The following is a 20,553-nucleotide window of genomic DNA, read 5'->3' on the forward strand; positions in this document are numbered from 1 at the left end:
CCACAGGGGGTCTGTGTTGATAGCTACATCTTCAAACGGGACCGACGACTGCCATGACCGAAGACACCATCAAACGCCGCGCCAAAGGCCTCGACCGGGCGTTCGATATCCTCGATTTCCTCAAGGAAATCGGCCAGCCCCTGCGCCCGAATGACATCGCCAGCGGCATCGGCAGCCCCAAATCCACGGTCTACGAACTGGTGGCCTCGCTGCTGGAACGGCGCATCCTCGAAACCGTCGGCAAGGACGGTCATGTCTACCTCGGCCGTCAGCTGTACTTCCTCGGCCAGGCCCACCTGCGCCATTTCGACCTGACCCGCGAAGCCGACCACGCCCTGCAGGAAATCGTCAGCCAAACCCACGAAACCGCCCAGATGTGCCTGCTCAATGGCCGCAAATACACCGTGGCCCTGATGCGCGAAGGCGAGCGGCATTTCCGCATTTCCTCAGACATCGGCGAGAACGCGCCGATCCCCTGGACCGCCTCCGGCCGCCTGCTGCTGGGCCACCTGAGCGACCAGCAAATCATCGACCTGATCGACTACGACGACTTCATCCTCCCGGACGGTCAGCGCCTGCCTCTGGAAACCTTCCTCGGGCAAATCCGTCAGGCCACCCTCGACGGATTCTTCTCCTTCGACAGTGTCGCCGACACCTTTACCCACTGCTTTGCCGCCCCGGTCCGGGACGCCCAAGGCATCAGCATTGCGACCCTGTGCATCGTCGCCCCACGGGCCGATGCGATCAAAAACTACAACGACTACCGCCGGGTGCTGATCGACAGTGCGAACAACCTGGCCCGTCGCATCAACGAATAGGAAACCCTTATGTCTGCCTTCAATGCCGTTGAAAAAGGCGCCGCCGCCATCGGTGCACATCTGGTCCGTGACGTCAGCCTGCCAGCCCTGGTGTTGCACCGTGACGCCCTGGAACACAACATCCGCTGGATGCAGGATTTCGTCAGCAACAGCGGTGCGCAATTGGCGCCTCACGGCAAGACCAGCATGATGCCCGCGCTGTTCCAGCGGCAGATCGAGCAGGGCGCCTGGGGCATCACCCTGGCCAACGCCGTGCAGACCCGCGCTGCGTACGCCGGTGGGGTTCGCCGGGTGTTGATGGCCAACCAACTGGTGGGCGCGCCGAACATGGCGCTGATCGCCGACCTGCTGGCCGACCCCGAATTCGACTTCCACTGCATGGTCGACCACCCGGACAACGTCGCCGACCTGGGCCTGTTCTTCGCCGCCCGTGGCCTGCGCTTGAACGTGATGATCGAATACGGCGTGGTCGGCGGGCGTTGCGGTTGCCGCACCGAACAACAGGTGCTCGACCTGGCCAAGGCGATCAAGGCCCAGCCTGCGCTGGCCCTCACCGGCATCGAAGGCTACGAAGGGGTGATCCATGGCGAGCACGCCATCAGTGGCATCCGCGAATTCGCCGCCTCCCTGGTACGCCTGGCCGTCGACCTGCAAAACAGCGGCGCCTTCGACCTGGCCAAGCCCATCATTACCGCCTCGGGTTCGGCCTGGTACGACCTGATTGCCGAATCCTTCGAAGCCCAGAACGCCGCTGGCCGTTTCCTCAGCGTATTGCGCCCGGGCAGCTACGTGGCTCACGACCACGGCATCTACAAAGACGCGCAGTGCTGCGTACTCGACCGTCGCAGCGACCTCAACGAAGGCCTGCGCCCGGCGCTGGAAGTCTGGGCCCATGTGCAGTCGCTGCCGGAGCCGGGCTTCGCGGTGATCGCCCTGGGCAAGCGCGACGTCGCCTACGACGCCGGCCTGCCGGTGCCGCTCAAGCGCTACAAGGCTGGCGTGCTGCCAGCCGAGGGTGATGACGTGACCGCGTGCAAGGTCACCGCCGTGATGGACCAGCATGCGTTCATGGTCGTCGCACCGGGGGTTGAGCTGCGCATTGGCGACATCATCTCCTTCGGCACATCCCACCCGTGCCTGACCTTCGACAAGTGGCAAGTGGGTAATCTGGTGGATGAGCAATTGCAGGTGATCGAAAGCCTGCATACCTGCTTCTAGACCGAGTCGCGCCCATCGCAGGCAAGCCAGCTCCCACATTCGACCGAGTTCCTTCAGTTGAAATGCATTCAAATGTGGGAGCGGGCTTGCTCGCGAAGAGGCCCTCCAGTACATCGAGAGACCCCAGGCATGAACACAAAACCCCGCATCGCCCTGATCGGCGAATGCATGATCGAACTGCAACACCGCGCCGACGGCAGCCTGCAACAAAGCTTCGGCGGCGACACCCTGAACGCCGCCGTCTACCTGCGCCGCGAACTGGGTGAACCGAGCACCGTCGACTACGTCACCGCCCTGGGCGATGACAGCTTCAGCGATGCCATGTGCAAGCACTGGGCCGAAGAAGGCCTGGGCCTGGGCATGGTCCAGCGCCTGCCCGGGCGCCTGCCGGGTTTGTACTGCATCCAGACCGATGCCAACGGCGAGCGCAAATTCCTCTACTGGCGCAATGAAGCGGCCGTGCGCGACTGCTTCACCACACCGGCGGCCGAGCCGATCCTGGCAGCGTTGCCGACGTACGACGTGGTGTATTTCAGCGGCATCACCCTGGCGGTGCTGGGCGAAGTGGGCCGTGCGCGCCTGCTGGAAACCCTGGTCGAAACCCGCAAGCGCGGCGGCAAGGTGGTGTTCGACAACAACTACCGGCCACGCCTGTGGGCCAGCATGGACGCCGCACGCGCGGCGTATCACGCGGTGTTGGCCGAGGTGGATATCGCCTTGCTGACCGAGGATGACGAACGGGCGTTGTTCGGCTATGAAGACAGCGAGCAGGTGTTTGCGGCGTACCCGACGATTGCCGAGGTGGTGCTCAAGCGCGGGGCGGATGCGTGTTTGATTCGCTGGGAGGATGAGCGGTTCGAGGTGCCGGCGCTGGTGGTGGAGAAGGTGGTCGACACTACGGCGGCGGGGGATTCGTTCAGTGCGGCGTACCTGGCCAGTCGGCTCAAGGGCGGCTCGCCGCAGGATGCAGCACTGGCCGGGCATCGGCTGGCGAGCCGGGTGATTCAGGTGCCAGGTGCACTCATTCCCCGAGACTGACGCTGATCGGCTGATCGTTCCCACGCTCCGCGTGGGAATGCAGCCAGGGACGCTCTGCGTCCCAAGAGCGGACGCAGAGCGTCAGGTGAGGCATTCCCACGCGGAGCGTGGGAACGATCAGCCATCAATCGCGGTAAAACACTTGCACCAGGTGATACCCGAACTTGCTCTTGATCGGCCCATGAACCACCTTCACGGGCTTCTTGAAGATCACCGCATCAATCACCCCCACCATCTGCCCCGGCCGCACTTCACCCAAATCACCGCCGCGCTTGGCGGAAGGGCAGGTGGAGTACTTCTTGGCCAACACATCAAACGCTTCGCCCTTGGCAATACGCTGCTTGAGCTGTTCGGCTTCCTCACTGGTTTTCACCAGAATGTGACGGGCTTGGGCTTTCATTGATCGGTCCTGATGTGAAACGGCGCGCGATTATGCCTGAAGTCAGGCCTCTGAGCTGATCATGCTGCGGATTTTGTTGGCCAGCAGGTCAATCGAAAACGGCTTGGCCACCATGTCCATGCCTTCCTCCAGGAACCCCTGGCGCTCGGCGGCTTTCTCGGCGTAACCGGTCATGAACAGCACCTTCAGGTCCGGCCGGTGTTGCCGGGCGATTTCCGCCAGTTGCCTGCCGTTCATCCCCGGCAAGCCCACATCAGTCACCAGCAAATCCACGCGCAAGTCGGACTCCAGCAACGGCAGCGCCGCCCGTGCATCCGCCGCCTGGTGTGCGGTGTAGCCGAGTTCATCCAGCACATTCACCACCAGCATCCGCACTGCCGGGTCGTCCTCGACCACCACCACGGCTTCGCCTTCCAGCGCCACCGGGGCTTCGCCCTGGGTAGCGGGCGTGGTCCGCTCCAGTGCCGTGCCATGCAGGCGCGGCAGGTACAGGCGCACGCAGGTGCCCTGGCCCGGTTCGCTTTGGATGGTCACGTGGCCGCCGGATTGCTGTGCAAACCCATAGATCATCGACAGCCCAAGGCCGGTACCCTGGCCGATGGGCTTGGTGGTGAAGAACGGGTCGAAGGCCTTGGCGAGGATTTTCGCGGTCATGCCGGCGCCGTTGTCGCTCACGCCGAGCATCACATAGTCGCCGGCCTTGACCGGTTCCAGGGTGGTGATGTCGGTGCCGTCGAGGTAGCTGTTGGCGGTTTCGATGCACAATTGCCCACCGTCGGGCATCGCATCGCGGGCGTTGATCACCAGGTTGAGCAGGGCGTTTTCCAGCTGGCTGGCGTCGGTGTTCACCGGCCACACGTCGGTGCCCAGTTGCACCTTGAGTTCGATGTGCGCGCCCTTGGTGCGGCGGAACAGGTCTTCCAGGGACGCCACCAATTGATTCGGGTCGACCGGCTTGCGGTCCAGGGATTGGCGGCGGGAGAAGGCCAGCAGGCGATGGGTCAGCGCAGCGGCGCGATGGGCCGAGGATACGGCGGCGTCGGTGAAACGGCCGATCTCGTCGCTGCGCCCGGCGGCGATATAGCGTTGCATCAGGTCCAGGCTGCCGATGATCCCGGTGAGCATGTTGTTGAAGTCATGGGCGATGCCGCCGGTGAGCTGGCCGACCGCTTCCATCTTCTGGGCATGGCGCAGGGCGTCTTCGGCACGCTCGCGCTCGAACATCTCGTTTTGCAGGCGCTGGTTGGCTTCGGCCAGGGCCTGGGTGCGCTGGCTGACGCGCTCTTCGAGGTTTTCGTTGAGGTGGCGCAGGGCTTCCTCGGTGAGTTTGCGCTCGGTCTCGTCGATTACAAAAATATAGAAACCGTTGACTGAACCGTCAGCGCTGAAACGCGGCAGGTACTTCATCAGCGCGTGGCGTGGCCGCCCGTCATGGTGCGGGGTGACGGTAACGAAACTGCACGCCTTGCCCTTGAGTGCCGCCTCGATCTTGTCGACGCGCCCGGCATAGATTTCGTCGCCCACGACTTCGCGGATGCTCTTGCCGTACAGCTCCTGCGGGGTCATGCCGTACCATTCCAGATAGGCACTGTTGTTCAGGCGAAAACGCTGCTCGTGGTCGACATAACCGATCAACACCGGCATGGCGTTGATGATCAGTTGCAGCTCGGTCTGGCTTTGGCGCAGGGCCTGTTCGGTGTGCTTGCGCTCGGTCAGGTCGAGGGCGGCGCCGAGAAAACGCGCCGGTCGGCCATGGTGGTCCTTGTAGCAGCGGCCCCGGGCAAACACCCAGCGCACTTCGCCGTCGGCGCGCTGCAGGCGGTATTCCTCGGCGTACTCGGTGCCGTGGGTGATGCAGTGCTTGATGCTGCGGGCCACCATGCCACGGTCTTCGGGGTGCACGCCTTGCAGGTAGTCGCTGATGGGCAGCAGGTCGGCGTCGCACGGGTCAACACCGTGCAGTTGGGCGAAATGGGCGTCGGCGATAAAGCGGTCTTCGCCGATATCCCAGTCCCAGGTGCCCACGGCATCGGTGGCGGCCAGGGCCAGCTGCAGGCGTTGCTCGGTGTTGCGCTGGGCCTTGAGGCTGTTCTCGGTGCGCTGCTGCAGTTCCAGGGCGATGCGCCGGCGCTCGTTGGTTTCGATGGCGGTAATCAGGATCCCGGCGACCTCGCCACGCTCGTCGCGGATCGGGCTGTAGGTCAGGTCGAGCCAGATCTCGGTGTCGCGGTGATTGCGTTGCAGCACGAAACGCTGCTCGGTGAACGTGCGCACCTGGCCCGCGAAGACGGCGCTGTAGATCGGATCGGTGAACGGCTTCAGCTCCGGCCAGATCAGGTCGGCAGGCTGGCCAAAGGCGCCAGGATGCTTGTTGCCGGCCAGCATCGCGAAGCCATCGTTGTAGATCTGGGTGAGTTCGGCGCCCCACAGCAACAGCATCGGCATCGGTGAATGGATCACGATGTCGACGGCTGTACGGAGACTTTGCGGCCAATCAATGGCGTCACCGAGGGGGCTTCGTGCCCAGTCCAGCCGCGCAATCAGTGCTGCGGCCTCGCTGCCGGTGGGTGATACGTTCATGAAAATGCCCTGCGCGTAACGCTTGAAGAATGACAAAAGCCGATTATCCCGTGAGGAGTGATCGGCTTTCCACCCTCGAAAAATAGCATGCTTGAGGGGTTTGTCTTCAAATGAGTGCTTAAAGGCTAAAACGTTTCATCTTTCTGCCAGCTCCGGGCGATCACGAAATTGCTCCAGCGCCTCGGGGTTGGCCAGTGCGTCGGTGTTCTTGACCGCCTCGCCATGCACCACGTTGCGCACCGCCAGCTCGACGATCTTGCCGCTGATGGTGCGCGGGATATCCGTCACCGCGAGGATCTTCGCCGGCACGTGGCGCGGCGTGGTGTTGGCGCGGATCACCTGGCGGATCTGCTGCTCCAGGCCGTCGTCCAGTTCGATGCCATCGTTGAGGCGCACAAACAGCACCACCCGCACGTCATCCTGCCAGCGTTGGCCGATGGCCAGGCTTTCCAGGACCTGAGGCACTTTTTCCACCTGGCGATAGATCTCTGCGGTGCCGATGCGCACGCCGCCGGGGTTGAGCACGGCGTCCGAGCGGCCATGGATCAGCAAGCTGCCATTGGGTCGCTGTTCGGCGTAGTCGCCCTGGGCCCACACGCCCGGGAACTGGCTGAAATACGAGGCCCGCAGTTTTTCCTGGTGCGGGTCATTCCACAGACCGATAGGCATTGCCGGGAAGTGCCGGGTGCACACCAGTTCGCCTTTTTCGCCCACCAGCGGGTGGCCCTGGTCGTCCCACACTTCGATAGCCATTGCCAGGCTCTTGCACTGCATCTCGCCACGGCGCACCGGCAGCACCGGGTTGCCGATCACGAAGCAGGACACGATATCGGTGCCACCCGACATCGACGACAGGCATAGCTCGGGCTTGATCTCGCGGTACACGTAGTCGTAGCTCTGGGGCGACAGCGGCGAGCCGGTAGAAATCAGGCCCTTGAGGCTGCCCAGGTCATGGCTCAGCCGCGGTTGCAGCCCGGCCTTCTCCAGGGTGGCGAGGAACTTGGGGCTGGTGCCGAACACGCTGATTTTTTCCTGGTCGATCAGGTCCATCAGGCGTTCCGGCCCGGGGTGAAACGGCGAGCCGTCATACAGCACCGCCGTGGCGCCGATGGCCAGTACCGACACCAGCCAGTTCCACATCATCCAGCCGCAGGTGGTGTAGTAGAACAGGCAGTCGTCCCGCGACAGGTCGGCGTGCAGGCCGTGTTCCTTGAGGTGGGTGAGCAGCACGCCGCCGGTGCCGTGGATGATGCACTTGGGCACGCCGGTGGTGCCGCTGGAATAGAGGATGTACAGCGGATGATCGAAGGGCACGGCGACGAAATCGGGCTCGCCGCCGGGGCTGTAGAAGTCGTCCCAGAGTACGACGTGGGCCCGGGTCTGATACTCCTCGGGACGCGCCTGCGGGCGGGCATACGGCACGATGATCAGTTGTTGCAGGGACGGCAGCCGTTCGAGGATTTCATTGAGCTTGCTGCTTTGGTCGATGACCTTGCCGGCGTAGCGGTAACCGGCGCAGGTGATCAGCACCTTGGGTTCGATCTGGCCGAAGCGGTCGATCACGCCCTGGGTGCCGAAGTCCGGCGAGGAGCACGACCAGATGGCGCCGAGGCTGGTGGTGGCGAGCATGCCCACCAGGGTTTGCCAGGTGTTGGGCATGCACGCGGCCACCCGGTCCCCCACGCCCACGCCGGCCGCCCGCAGGCTGCGTTGCAGGCCGGCGACATGGCGGGCCAGTTCGGCGTAGGTCAGTTGCTCGCGTTGGCCGTCTTCGCTGATCGCGACCACGGCGGGGTGATCGTCGCGGCGGCGCAGCAGGTGTTCGGCAAAGTTCAGGGTAGCGCCGGGAAACCACTGGGCGCTGGGCATCTCGGCGTCTTCGATCAGTACCGCGCTGGGCGGCGTGCGGAACTGCACGTCGAAGAACTCGACAATCGACTGCCAGAAGTCCGGGCGCTGGTCGATGCTCCACTGGTGCAGGGCCGGGTAGTCGCTGATCTGCAAGGCATGGCGATCATTGATGAAGCGCCGGAACTGGTCCATCCGGGTGTTGTGGATGCGTTCGGGGGAGGGTTGCCAGAGTATTTCGGACATCAGGAAATCTCTTTTTTATTATCTGATCTATCTAACGACACCGATCAAAATGTGGGAGCGGGCTTGCTCGCGAATGCGGTGGGTCAGTTCCAGATGTGTTAACTGATACACCGCATTCGCGAGCAAGCCCGCTCCCACATTTGAGCTGCGGTGTCTTGGGAATCGTCGTTTACTGGGCCAGCCAGCCACCGTCGATATTCCACGCCGCGCCCCGCACCTGGCTGCCGGCTTCGCTGCACAGGAACAGCACCAGCTCCCCCAATTGCGGCGGTGTCACGAACTCCAGCGAAGGCTGCTTCTCCGCCAGCAAATCCTGCTGCGCCTGCTGCGGGTCAATCCCGCTGGCAATGCGGTCATCAATCTGCTTCTGCACCAGCGGCGTCAGCACCCAGCCCGGGCAGATGGCATTGCAGGTGACATTACTCTGGGCGGTCTCCAGGCCCACCACCTTGGTCAGCCCGATCACCCCGTGCTTGGCCGCGACGTAAGCCGCCTTGCCCACCGAACCCACCAGCCCATGCACCGAGGCGATATTGACGATCCGCCCCCAACCCTTGGCTTTCATGCCCGGCAGGCTCAAACGCGTGCTGTGGAACACCGACGACAGGTTGATCGCAATGATCGAATCCCAGCGCTCCACCGGGAATTCGTCCACCGGCGCCACATGCTGGATCCCGGCGTTGTTCACCAGAATGTCGATGCCGCCAAACTCGCGCTCGGCGTAGGCGATCATCTCGGCGATCTGCGCCGGGTCGCTGACGTCGGCCGGATGATGCCCGACCTTGCCGCCGAAGGCCTGCACCTGGGCGATCACCGCGCTGGCATCGCCGAAGCCGTTGAGGATCAGGTTGGCGCCGGCCTTGGCCAGGCTCAGGGCAATGCCCAGGCCGATGCCACTGGTGGAACCGGTGACCAGGGCGGTCTTGCCGTTCAATGTCGTCATATCAACCTCACACAATGCCGGTGGCGTAGAAAGTACCAATCACCACGAACACCGCGAGGGTCTTGATGATCGTGATGCCGAAAATATCTTTATAGGCTTCGCGGTGGGTCAGCCCGGTGACCGCCAGCAGCGTGATCACGGCGCCGTTGTGGGGCAGGGTGTCCATGCCGCCGCTGGCCATCGCCGCGACCCGGTGCAGTACTTCAAGGGGGATATTGGCCGCATGGGCCGCTGAAATAAAGCTCTCCGACATGGCCGCCAGCGCGATGCTCATGCCGCCCGAGGCGGAACCGGTGATGCCGGCCAGCAGGGTCACGGTAATCGCTTCGTTGACCAGTGGGTTGGGAATGCCCTTGAGCCAGTCCGCCAGCACCAGGAAGCCCGGCAGCGAGGCGATCACCGCACCAAAACCGTATTCCGAAGCGGTGTTCATCGCCGCCAGCAATGCCCCGCTGACCGCGCTCTTGCTGCCCTCGGCGAGCTTGCTGCGAATCGCCGAGAAGCCGAATACCAGCACTACGATAATCCCCACCAGCAACGCCGCCTGCACCGCCCAGATTGCCGTGAGCTTGGCGACTTCGGTCTGCACCGGCGCGCTCATGCCCGGCAGGCTGAGGGTGTGGGTCTTGCCGTACCACAGCGGAATCCAGTGGGTGAACAGCAGGTTCATGAGGCCCACCAGCAGCAGCGGCGACAGCGCGATCCAAGGATTGGGCATCTTGATGTCTTCGGCGGTTTCCGGCTCGTTGCGCAGCTCGGTCCCATAGCCTTCACCGGCGCGCTGGGCCTTGTTGCGCTGGCGGGCCAGGTACAGCATGCCGGCGCAGAACACGAAGATCGTACCGATCAGCCCCAGCCACGGCGCGGCCCAGGCGGTGGTGTTGAAGAAGGTGCTGGGAATGATGTTCTGGATCTGCGGCGTGCCGGGCAGGGCGTCCATGGTGAACGAGAACGCGCCGAGGGCGATGGTCGCCGGCAGCAGGCGTTTGGGGATATTGCTCTGGCGGAACATCTCGGCGGCAAACGGGTACACCGCGAACACCACCACGAACAGCGACACGCCGCCGTAAGTCAGCAGGGCGCACACCAGCACGATCACCAGCATCGCCTGGCGGGTGCCGAGCAACTGGATCGCGGCGGCGACGATGGAGCGCGAGAAGCCGGAGATTTCAATCAGCTTGCCGAACACCGCACCGAGCAGGAATACCGGGAAATACAGCTTGAGGAAGCCGACCATTTTCTCCATGAACACCCCGGTGAACGCGGGAGCGACGGCGGAAGGGTCGGTGAGCAGCACGGCGCCGAGGGCGGCGATGGGGGCGAACAGGATGACGCTGTAGCCACGGTAGGCGGCCAGCATCAGCAGCGCCAGGGCGGCGAGGGCAATGATCACACTCATGGTGTGTCTCCATCTGATTGTTATTTTTGTGGGGGTGAGGCGGTGGGGAGGGCTATAGCGAGATGTGTGCCAAGTTATTAACCTGTTGAAATATATAGATAAATTCTTGATCTGTGAGAGCGTTCTCAAGTTTTGTCCCGAATTTGAGACTGTTGGAGATCAAATGTGGGAGCGGGCTTGCTCGCGAATGCGGTGTATCAGGCAGTAATTCAGGCACTGACACACCGCATTCGCGAGCAAGCCCGCTCCCACATTGGATTTTCTCTGTATTTGGAATTGTGTCTCTTTTTGGAGACTAGGCGATGCCCAAGGCAACCATTTTCTTGTACAAGGTCGACCGGCCCAGCCCCAGCCGCTTCGCTGCCTCCACCACATTCCCCTCACAGTGCTTCAACGCCGCCCCAATCACCTGCCGATCAAACCGCTCCCGGGCCGCGCTGAAACTCTCGCCCTCAACGGTCTCTACCGAACTCTGCTCAACCGGGCTGAACGTACCAATCGCCGCGCGAATTTCACTGGCATCCAGCACCAGGTCATCACTCAACAGCGCCGCCCGCTCCAGCACATTGCGCAGCTCGCGGATATTCCCCGGCCACGCATGCTGCGCCAATAACGCCAAGGCCTCGCGGTCCAGCTCATGCTGGCTGCGCAACTCCTCCAGAATCGCCTCGCTCAACGCCGGCAAATCATCCAGCCGCGCGCGCAACGGCGGCACCTGGATCGGCAGCACATTCAGCCGGTAATACAGGTCCGCCCGAAACTCGCCGCGCTTGATTGCCGCTTCCAGGTCCATGGACGTGGCCGCAATCACCCGCACATCGCTGTGGATCATCTCGTTGGAGCCCACCGGCTCGAACTCTTTCTCCTGCAACACCCGCAGCAATTTGCTTTGCAGTGGTAGCGGCATGTCGCCGATCTCATCCAGAAACAGCGTGCCGCCCTGGGCAATCTGCAACTTGCCGGGGCGGCCCTTGCGGTCGGCACCGGTAAATGCGCCGGGCGCCGTGCCGAAGAATTCCGCCTCCAGCAAATCATGCGGGATGGCTGCGCTGTTGATGCTGACGAAAGCTTTATGGGCGCGAGGCGATGCACCGTGAATCGCCTGGGCCAGCAGCTCCTTGCCGGTCCCGGTTTCCCCCAGCAGCAACACTGGCGACTCCGCACTCGCACTGCGCCGCGCCCGGCGTTTGACTTCCAGGCTGGCCGCGCTGGTGCCGATAAAGTGCGCGAAGTTGTATTTACTCTGCCGCGACCTCAGCAGCGACCGAGTGGAAGCCAGTTCCTGCTGCATGCTCAGGTAGCGCTCGATCAGCGGCGACAGGTTGCGCAGCTCATCAAACAACGCAAACCCGATGGCGCCGATCACCTTGCCGGCGTCGTCATGGATCGGCAGGCGCATCACCACCAGCGGGCCTTTGGGCGTGTCCTGGATATCCAGCAATATCGGCTGGTCGTTACGCACCACCTGGCGCAACAGGCTGTTGGAAATCACCTGCTCGCAGGGTTGCCCGATGGCTTCGTCGGCGCTTTTCAGGCCGAAGCGCTTGGCGTAGCGCTCGTTCATCCAGACGATGTTCGCGTCACCGTCGACAATCACCGTGCCTTCGCTGGACTGCTCGATGATCTCGAACAGCGACTGGATCGCCAGGCCGCGAACGTATTGGTAATCCTTGAGGCTGCCAGTGGTGCTCATGGGTGCGCCGCCGCGAGGAGTTCCCGGGTGTAAGGGTGTTGAGGCGCGGCAAACACTTCATCGCTGGGCCCGTGTTCCACCACCTTGCCGTCCTTGATCACGATCATGTCGTGGGCCAGGGCCCGCACCACCGCCAGGTCATGGCTGATAAACAGGTACGTCAGGCCGTACTTTTCCTGCAGCTCAAGCAGCAGGGCGACCACCTGTTTCTGCACGGTACGGTCCAGTGCAGAAGTGGGTTCGTCCAGCAGGATCAGCGCCGGCTTGAGCACCAGCGCACGGGCGATGGCGATGCGCTGGCGCTGGCCGCCGGAGAATTCATGGGGGTAGCGATGGCGGCTGGCAGGGTCCAGGCCCACGTCTTCCAGCACGCGAATCACTTGGGCTTCGCGGTCCTTGAGGCTGCACGGCGCATGCACTTCCAGGCCTTCGCTGATGATCTGCGCCACCGACATCCGCGGGCTGAGGCTGCCGAACGGGTCCTGGAACACCACCTGCATCTGCTTGCGCCACGGTTGCATCTGCTTTTGTGTCAGGCCGTCGAGGGCCTCGCCCTGGAAGCGAATCGTGCCGCTGGAATCCAGCAGCCGCAGAATCGCCTGGCCCAGGGTGGATTTGCCCGAGCCGGACTCGCCGACAATCCCCAGTGTCTTGCCGCGCTGTACCTCCAGGCTGATGCCATCCACCGCTTGCAGGTACTGCTTGCGCCGGAACAGCCCGCCGCCCAGCGGGAACTGCACACTCAGGTTATCCACCTGCAACACCGTCTCCCGCGCCTCGTGATTCAAGACGATGCCTGCCGGTTCAGCATCCAGCAGCAGGCGGCTGTAAGGGTGCTGCGGGGCGCAGAACAGGGTTTCGCAATCCGCCTGTTCGACAATCTCCCCGGCCTTCATCACGCACACCCGCTGGGCAATGCTGCGCACCAGGTTGAGGTCGTGGCTGATCAGCAGCAGCGACATGCCCAGGCGTTGTTGCAGTGACTTGAGCAGCAGCAGGATCTTGCGCTGCACCGTCACATCCAGTGCAGTCGTCGGCTCATCGGCAATCAGCAGTTCCGGCTCGCAGGCCAGGGCCATGGCGATCATCACCCGCTGGCGCTGGCCGCCGGAGAGTTGGTGGGGGTAGGCCTTGAGGCGTTCCCGGGGTTTCTGGATGCCCACCAGTTCGAGCAATTCGAGGATCCGCGCCTGGGCCTGTTTGCCGCCCAGGCCCTTGTGCAACAGCAGGGTTTCGCCGATCTGCTTCTCGATGCTGTGCAGCGGATTCAGGGACGTCATCGGCTCCTGGAAGATCATCGCAATCCGGTTGCCCCGCAGTTTTTGCAGGGTGGCGGGCGTGGCGCCGAGCAGTTCCTGGCCGCGATAGCGCACCGAGCCGGTGGTTTCGGTGCCGGCTTCGGGCAGCAGTTGCAGGATCGAATGGGCGGTCACCGATTTGCCCGAACCCGACTCGCCCACCAGCGCCAGGCACTCGCCGGGGCGCACGTCCAGGCACAGCTTGCGCACCACCGTCTGGCCGTTGAAGGCGACACTCAGGTCGCGAATCTCGATCAGGTTTTCAGTCATCTCAACGGCCTTCATGAGCGTGGGTCGAAGGCGTCACGCAACGCCTCGCCGATAAACACCAGCAACGACAGGATCAGCGCCAGGGTGAAAAACGCGGTCAGCCCCAGCCACGGCGCTTGCAGGTTCTGCTTGCCCTGGGCGATCAGCTCACCCAGTGACGCGCTGCCGGCGGGCATGCCGAAACCGAGGAAATCCAGGGCGCTCAGGGTAGAAATCGCCCCGGTCAAAATGAACGGCAAGTAGCTCAGGGTGGCGGTCATCGCATTCGGCAGGATATGCCGGCGGATGATCTTGCCGTCCCCCAGGCCCAACGCCCGCGCGGCCTTGACGTACTCCAGGTTGCGCCCCCGCAGGAACTCGGCGCGCACCACGTCCACCAGGGCCAGCCAGGAAAACAGCGCCATGATCCCCAGCAGCCACCAGAAATTCGGTTCGACAAAACCTGACAGGATGATCAACAGATACAGCACCGGCAGCCCGGACCACACTTCCAATATTCGTTGCCCGAGCAAGTCGACCCAGCCGCCGTAATATCCCTGCAACGCACCCGCCGCGATGCCGATGGCGGCGCTGATGGCGGTGAGAGCCAGGGCAAACAGGATCGACACCCGGGCACCGAAGATCACCCGCGCCAGCACGTCGCGGGATTGGTCATCGGTGCCCAGCCAGTTCACGCTGGAGGGCGGGCTGGGGGCAGGGCGGGTCAGCTCATAGTTGGGGGTGTCGTCGCTGAACGGGATTGGCGGGAACAGCATCCAGCCGCCGTCCTTCTTGATCAGGTTCTGCACGTATTCACTGCGGTAATCCGCCTGGAACGGCAGTTGCCCGCCGAACTCCTGCTCGGTGTAGCGCTTGAACACCGGGAAATACAGCTCGTTCTGGTAGCTGAGCACCAGGGGTTTGTCATTGGCGATCAACTCGCCGCCGAGGGTCAGGATAAACAGGCCGATAAACAGCCACAGCGACCACCAGCCGCGGCGGTTTTTCTTGAAGCGTTCAAAGCGCCGACGGGCCACGGGAGAGAGCTTGAGCATCAGGCGTTCCTCGCGGCGAAGTCGATACGCGGGTCCACCAGGGTGTAGCAGAGGTCACCGATGAGTTTTATCAAAAGGCCAAACAGCGTGAAGATAAACAACGAACCGAACACCACCGGATAATCCCGTGAAACTGCAGCTTCGTAGCTCATGCGACCGAGGCCGTCGAGGGAGAAGATCACCTCGATCAGCAGCGAACCGGCAAAGAACACCGCGATAAATGCCTGGGGAATCCCCGAGATCACCAACAGCATGGCATTGCGGAACACATGCCCGTAAAGCACCCGGCGTTCACTCAAGCCTTTGGCTCGGGCGGTGACCACGTACTGGCGGGTGATTTCATTGAGGAACGAGTTTTTCGTGAGGATGGTCAAGGTGGCGAAGCCGCCGATCACCAGGGCGCTGACCGGCAGTACCAGGTGCCAGAAGTAATCGGCGATCTTGCCGACGGTGCTCAACTGTTCGAAGTTTTCCGAGACCAGCCCGCGCACCGGGAACCAGTTCAACGAAGTGCCGCCGGCGAACACCACGATCAGGAACATCGCAAACAGGAACGCCGGCATCGCATAGCCAATCACGATCGCGGTGCTGCTCCACACATCAAAACTGCTGCCATGGCGCACCGCCTTGCGAATGCCCAGCGGGATCGACACCAGGTAGGTGATCAAGGTGGCCCACAGGCCGAGGGAAATGGTCACCGGCATCTTTTCGAGGATCAGGTCGGTCACGCTTTTGCCACGGAAGAAGCTGTTGCCGAAGTCCAGCTGGGCGTAGCTCTTGAGCATCAGCCACAGGCGTTCCGGCGCGGGCTTGTCGAAGCCGTATTGTTTTTCGATGTCCTTGATCAGTTTCGGGTCCAGGCCACGGCTGGCCCGGGAGCCGCTGCTGAGGCTTTCGGCAGACGAGCCGCCGACGCCACCGCCACCGATGCCTTGCAGGTGGGCGATGGCCTGTTCCACCGGCCCGCCGGGCGCGGCCTGCACGATAACGAAATTCACCAGCAGGATAATCACCAGGGTGGGAATGATCAGCAGCAGGCGCCGCACGATATAGGCAAACATCAGCGGGCTCCCGGGCGTTTGGTCAGTTCTGCTTTCATCTGTTCATTGGTCAGCGGCGTGGGGCTGATTTCCCACCAGGTTTCCAGGGCCTCATCGGTCTTGGCTTCCACGGCCGGGCGGCCGAAGCGGTTCCACCACGCGGCGGAGGTGCCCGGCGGGTAGTAGTTGGGGATCCACAGGTAATTCCATTGCAGCACGCGGTCCAGGGCGTGGGCGTAACTGAGCATCAGCGACTGGGTATCGGCCTTGACCAGTCCGTTGATCAGGCTGTCGACGGCCGGGTCTTTCAGCACCATGTAGTTGTTGGCGCCGGTATCAAACGCGGCGGCCGAACCGAAGTAGTTGTACAGCTCCATCCCCGGCGAGGTGGTAACCGGGAAGCCGGTGACGATCATGTCGTAGTCCCGGGCCATCAGGCGGTTGACGTATTGCGAGGAGTCAATGCGGCGGATGTTGAGGGTGATGCCGATCTGCGCCAGGTTGCGCTTGTACGGCAACAACAGGCGCTCAAGGCCGTTCTGGGCGTTGAGGAAGGTGAACTCCAGCGGCTCGCCCTCGGCATTCACCAGCTTGTCACCGTCGGGCTTCCAGCCGGCCTGTTCCAGCAGGGCCAGGGCTTGCAGCTGCTTGTCGCGGATCATCCCGGTACCGTCGGTGGTGGGGGCCTTGAACACCTGGGTGAAGACTTCGTCGGGAATCTGCCCGCGCAAAGGTTCCAGGATCGCCAGTTCCTGGGCATCCGGCAGTTGGGTCGCCGCCAGCGGGCTGTTGGAGAAGAAGCTCTGCTGGCGGATGTACATGTTGCGCATCATCTGCCGGTTGGCCCACTCGAAGTCCCACAGCATGGCCAGGGCCTGACGCACGCGGCGGTCCTTGAACATCGGTTTTTGCACGTTGAACACGTAGCCCTGGGCCGGCTGCGGTGCCTCTTTGGCCAGGTGCGCGCGTTGCAGGCGGCCATCATCGAGGGCCGGGCCGTTGTAGCCGATGGAGTAGCCGGTGGCAGAGAATTCGCGGTTGAAGTCATAGGCGCCGCCCCGCAGGACCTGGCGCGCCACTTCGGTGTCGCCGAAGTATTCCAGGCTCAGGTGATCGAAGTTGTACAGGCCGCGGCTGATGGGCAGGTCCTTGCCCCACCAGTTCGGGTCACGCTTGAACGTGATGGTGTTGCCGGCATCCACCTTGCTGATGGTGTAGGGGCCGCTGCCGAGGGGAATCTCGTAGCCGCCGCCGTCGGCGAAGTTGCGGGTCTTCCACCAATGTTCGGGGAACACCGGCAGGGTCGCGACATCCAGGGGCAGGGTGCGGTTTTCATTGCTTGCGAAATCGAAGCGCACCTGGCGCGGACCTTCGACTTCGACGTGTTTGACGTCGGCGAACAGCGTGCGGTAGCGCAGGCTGCCCTGGGTCATCAGCAGGTCAAAGGAGTAACGCACGTCTTCGGCGGTGATCGGTTGGCCATCGGCGAAGCGCGCCTTGGGGTTCAGGTAGAAACGCAGGGACAGACCGTCGTCTGACCGCTCCATCTTTTCCGCCACCAGGCCGTAGACCGTGTAGGGCTCGTCCAGCGAACGCAGGGCCAGGGGCGAATACAGCCAGCCGTCGACCTGGCTGACCCCGATGCCTTTGTCGCCATAAGGCAGTACATGGTCGTAGCGCCCGATTTCGATCGCCGAACGCCGCAGGCTGCCGCCCTTGGGGGCATTGGGGTTGGCGTAGTCGAAATGGGTGAAGCCGGGTTGGTATTTGGCCGGCTCGCCGTACACGGTCAATGCCGATTGCGGCGCGGCGATCACGGCGGTGCTGGCCAGCAACAGGGCCAGGGTGGAGCAAAACAGGGTAGAAAAAGCGACTCGCATTATCAGCCTTGGGCGCCGGGTGAAGAGGTAAAGGGATTTGTACGCTATGCGCGTACGCCTCGCCAGTCATCACACTGTCACAGATGCACAACGGCCCACCAAAGGGTGGGCCGTTGTTTTAAACATTAGCGCGGACTGGATCAGTCCTGACGGCTGGTTACTTCCAGCAGGTGATAACCGAACTGGGTTTTCACTGGGCCTTGCACGGTGTTGACCGGGGCGCTGAATACGACGGTGTCGAATTCCTTGACCATTTGGCCCGGGCCGAACGAACCCAGGTCGCCGCCTTGACGGCTGGACGGGCAGGACGAGTTGGCTTTGGCAACTTCGGCGAAGTCGGCGCCGCCTTCGATTTGCGCTTTCAGTTCGTTGCACTTGTCTTCGGTGGCAACGAGGATGTGACGGGCGGTGGCTTTGGCCATGAGGGGTATCTCCTTGGGTAAAAATGCTGAGCGTACCGGATTCAGGTGGTTATTTCCTGGCAAAGTTCCCCTGGGTTGCCTGGACGGTCAGGATCGGGCCATTACGCCGCTGTGGGTCAGCCAATCGATAAACAGCGCAAACAGCTCCGCCTGGGAGTTGATTTCAAGCTTGGTATACAAATGCTTGCGGTGCATGCGCACGGTTTCCGGGGAAATGCCCAGCACCTGCGCGGTGGATTTCACCGAGTGCCCGCGCAATATCAGGTGGGCGATTTCCCGTTCGCGCACGGTCAATACGCCGCTGCCAAAATGCATGAACGCCGCTTCAATCTGCTGATGCACCTGGGTCTGGGTGAAGGCCTCGTCGCTGATCACCTTGCATAGCCCGCCCGTGGTGCCGAAGCGGCGCAGCAGTTCGCGCACGATGGGTTGGGCGGTTCGTTGCAGTGCCAGTTGTTCGTCGCTGAACTGGCCGGCACTCAGCCCCTGGAACATGCACAACGAAATCTTGCTGTTGGGGCACAGGTCGACGATGTAGTAGCTCTCCTGGGCGCCGCCGCTGCGCAGGTAGTAGGTTTTGTAGTACTCGCTGTTGAAGAAATCGTCCGGGGCGATCTGCGCCAGGTGGTAGAAACCTTCGGCCAGGCCCTTGTCTACCGCGAGACAGAACGGGTCCAGCAGGTAGCCCCGGGAGAAGTAACGGTTGATGATCTCTTCGTAGTGCGGCCGGGGGATGCCTTGCTGGTAGAGCAAGTGTGGCGCCTGACCCTGGCGCTCCAGGCTGATCATCATCGATTCGATAGGGGTCAGCGCACTGAGGGCGCAGGCCAGGTGTTCAAGGAATGACGCTTCGTCGACGCTGGCGAAGGCGTGGGCCAACGCACCATTCCAGGCGTCAAGCACCTGGAAGGACGGGGCAGGGCAGTGATCGGCATGCTCGTTCATGCCGGCCAGTCTACCCGCCGGCCAGGGCCCCGGCAAAAGCACCGGGGCGCCCAGGCTCATCGGCCTTGATACTCGCCGCTCTGGCGCAGCTCTTCGGCGGTGTCGAGGATGCACTGGCGCAGGATTTCCACCACTTGATCCACCTGGGCATGGGTGATGATCAGCGGCGGCGACATCACATTCAGGTGGCCAATGGGCCGTACCAGCAAGCCTTTGGCCTGGGCCCGCAGGTGGATCTTCTCGCCGATGTTCACCGCGTCCGGCAGCAGCGCCTTGGTGTGTTTGTCGGCGACGAACTCAATGCAGGCCATCAGCCGCTGGCAGCGCACATCGCCCACCAGCGGCAGGCTGGCCAGGGTTTGCAGGCGCTGTTCGAGGTACACGCCGACGTCTTCGACATGGGCCAGCAGGTTCTCCCGCTCGATGATCTCGATGTTCTTCAGCGCCGCCACGCAACTCACCGGGTGGCCGCTGTAGGTGAAGCCGTGGGTAAAGCAGCGGCCCTTGCCCGGCTCGCCGATCACTTGCCAGATGCGCTCCGAGAAAATACACGCGCCCAACGGCAGGTAGCCGGACGTCAGGCCCTTGGCGGTGGTGATGATGTCCGGTTGCATGTCGAACACTTCCTGGGAGGCAAAGAATTTTCCCAGCCGGCCGAAGGACGTCACCACTTCATCCGCCACGTAGAGCAGGTCATAACGTTGGCAGACTTCCCACATGCGCCGGTGGTAACCCTTGGGCGGAATGATCACGCCGCCCGAGCCCATGATCGGTTCGGCAAAGAACGCGGCCACTTTGTCGGCGCCGATGGTCAGGATCTTGTCTTCGAACTCATCCACCAGGAAATCGAGGAACTGCGCCTCGCTCATGCCCTGCGGCGCCCGGTAGTAGTTGGGGCACGAAATGTGGTGGAACAAGTCGCTCATGAAATCGAATTCCGGCGCTCGGTCGGCGGCCTTGTTGCCGATGGACATCGTGAGGAACGTCGAGCCGTGATACGCACTGAAGCGCGAGATGATGTGTTTCTTCTCATGCTTGCCGCGACTGTTCTGATAGAACTGCACCAGGCGGTAGGCAGTATCGACGGCGGTGGAACCGCCGGTGGTCAGGAACACATGATCAAGATCGCCGGGAGCCAGGCTGGCAAGCTTGGCGCACAGTTCGATGGCGGTGACGTTGGCCATGTCGCAGAACGGGTTGGAGTACGCCAGCTGGCGAACCTGGTTGGCGATGGCGTCTGCCATTTCCTCGCGGCCCAGGCCGATATTCGTACACCACATGCCGCCGACCGCATCCAGGTAGCGGTTGCCGGCGGTGTCGTAGATGTAGGCGCCGTCACCCGCCGCGATATTCAGTGAGCCTTGTTCACGGTGTTCGTCGAACATATGAAAACCGTGCATGTAATGGGCCTTGTCGGCGGCGTCCAGTTGGTCGTGGTCGAACTGGGCGAAAAAGTCAGGATTTGGCAGGGTCATGGCGTT

The 20,553-nt window shown here is 62.7% G+C and carries 15 protein-coding genes and 1 pseudogene; 3 read left to right on the forward strand and 13 right to left on the reverse strand.

The features are described from left to right. Positions 1-53 precede the first annotated feature (53 nt). From HX815_RS11895 to HX815_RS11905, 3 genes are all read left to right on the forward strand, one after another. Complete coding sequence (locus HX815_RS11895) at positions 54-818, forward strand: IclR family transcriptional regulator (protein ID WP_003208002.1); 765 nt, start codon at positions 54-56, stop codon at positions 816-818. Positions 819-827: 9 nt separating this feature from the next. After that, positions 828-2,036, forward strand: a complete 1,209-nt coding sequence (locus tag HX815_RS11900; protein ID WP_003208003.1) for an amino acid deaminase — start codon at positions 828-830, stop codon at positions 2,034-2,036. Between the two features lie 129 nt (positions 2,037-2,165). Beyond that, entirely contained in the window at positions 2,166-3,074 is a 909-nt protein-coding gene (locus tag HX815_RS11905) for a sugar kinase (RefSeq protein WP_177008261.1), read from the forward strand. Positions 3,075-3,198: 124 nt separating this feature from the next. Here HX815_RS11905 and HX815_RS11910 read toward each other — a convergent pair. From HX815_RS11910 to HX815_RS11970, 13 genes and pseudogenes are all read right to left on the reverse strand, one after another. After that, a pseudogene (locus HX815_RS11910) lies at positions 3,199-3,489 on the reverse strand (peptidylprolyl isomerase); the annotation flags it as partial. 27 nt (positions 3,490-3,516) lie between these two features. Beyond that, positions 3,517-6,054: a PAS domain-containing protein gene (locus HX815_RS11915; RefSeq protein WP_087694211.1), complete on the reverse strand. Its 2,538-nt coding sequence runs from the start codon at positions 6,052-6,054 to the stop codon at positions 3,517-3,519. A gap of 135 nt (positions 6,055-6,189) precedes the next feature. Next, positions 6,190-8,148: an acetoacetate--CoA ligase gene (locus tag HX815_RS11920; protein WP_177028299.1), complete on the reverse strand. Its 1,959-nt coding sequence runs from the start codon at positions 8,146-8,148 to the stop codon at positions 6,190-6,192. A 169-nt stretch (positions 8,149-8,317) separates the two neighbouring features. Continuing rightward, positions 8,318-9,091: a 3-hydroxybutyrate dehydrogenase gene (locus tag HX815_RS11925; RefSeq protein ID WP_177028300.1), complete on the reverse strand. Its 774-nt coding sequence runs from the start codon at positions 9,089-9,091 to the stop codon at positions 8,318-8,320. Positions 9,092-9,098: 7 nt separating this feature from the next. Then, positions 9,099-10,490, reverse strand: coding sequence for a GntP family permease (locus HX815_RS11930; RefSeq protein WP_177028301.1), 1,392 nt, complete (start codon positions 10,488-10,490; stop codon positions 9,099-9,101). Between the two features lie 295 nt (positions 10,491-10,785). Beyond that, on the reverse strand, positions 10,786-12,183 hold the full coding sequence (locus HX815_RS11935) for a sigma-54-dependent Fis family transcriptional regulator (RefSeq protein WP_003208015.1): 1,398 nt from the start codon (positions 12,181-12,183) through the stop codon (positions 10,786-10,788). Continuing rightward, on the reverse strand, positions 12,180-13,751 hold the full coding sequence (locus HX815_RS11940) for an ABC transporter ATP-binding protein (protein ID WP_177028302.1): 1,572 nt from the start codon (positions 13,749-13,751) through the stop codon (positions 12,180-12,182). The genes HX815_RS11935 and HX815_RS11940 overlap by 4 nt, the downstream gene beginning before the upstream one ends. Positions 13,752-13,762: 11 nt before the next feature. Beyond that, positions 13,763-14,785, reverse strand: a complete 1,023-nt coding sequence (locus tag HX815_RS11945) for an ABC transporter permease (protein ID WP_003208019.1) — start codon at positions 14,783-14,785, stop codon at positions 13,763-13,765. After that, entirely contained in the window at positions 14,785-15,846 is a 1,062-nt protein-coding gene (locus HX815_RS11950; RefSeq protein WP_177028303.1) for a microcin C ABC transporter permease YejB, read from the reverse strand. Before HX815_RS11950 ends, HX815_RS11945 begins: the two co-directional genes overlap by 1 nt. Then, positions 15,846-17,705, reverse strand: coding sequence for an extracellular solute-binding protein (locus HX815_RS11955; RefSeq protein WP_003208022.1), 1,860 nt, complete (start codon positions 17,703-17,705; stop codon positions 15,846-15,848). Before HX815_RS11955 ends, HX815_RS11950 begins: the two co-directional genes overlap by 1 nt. A gap of 140 nt (positions 17,706-17,845) precedes the next feature. Further along, positions 17,846-18,127, reverse strand: coding sequence for a peptidylprolyl isomerase (locus tag HX815_RS11960; RefSeq protein ID WP_003208024.1), 282 nt, complete (start codon positions 18,125-18,127; stop codon positions 17,846-17,848). Between the two features lie 87 nt (positions 18,128-18,214). Further along, positions 18,215-19,132: a response regulator transcription factor gene (locus HX815_RS11965; protein ID WP_250884643.1), complete on the reverse strand. Its 918-nt coding sequence runs from the start codon at positions 19,130-19,132 to the stop codon at positions 18,215-18,217. Further along, positions 19,129-20,547 carry an aminotransferase gene (locus tag HX815_RS11970; protein ID WP_008437001.1) on the reverse strand — a complete coding sequence of 473 codons (1,419 nt, stop codon included), beginning with the start codon at positions 20,545-20,547 and terminating at the stop codon, positions 19,129-19,131. Before HX815_RS11970 ends, HX815_RS11965 begins: the two co-directional genes overlap by 4 nt. Between the last annotated feature and the right edge of the window lie 6 nt (positions 20,548-20,553).

This window comes from Pseudomonas sp. E6002 (assembly GCF_013385565.1).
Taxonomy (GTDB): domain Bacteria; phylum Pseudomonadota; class Gammaproteobacteria; order Pseudomonadales; family Pseudomonadaceae; genus Aquipseudomonas.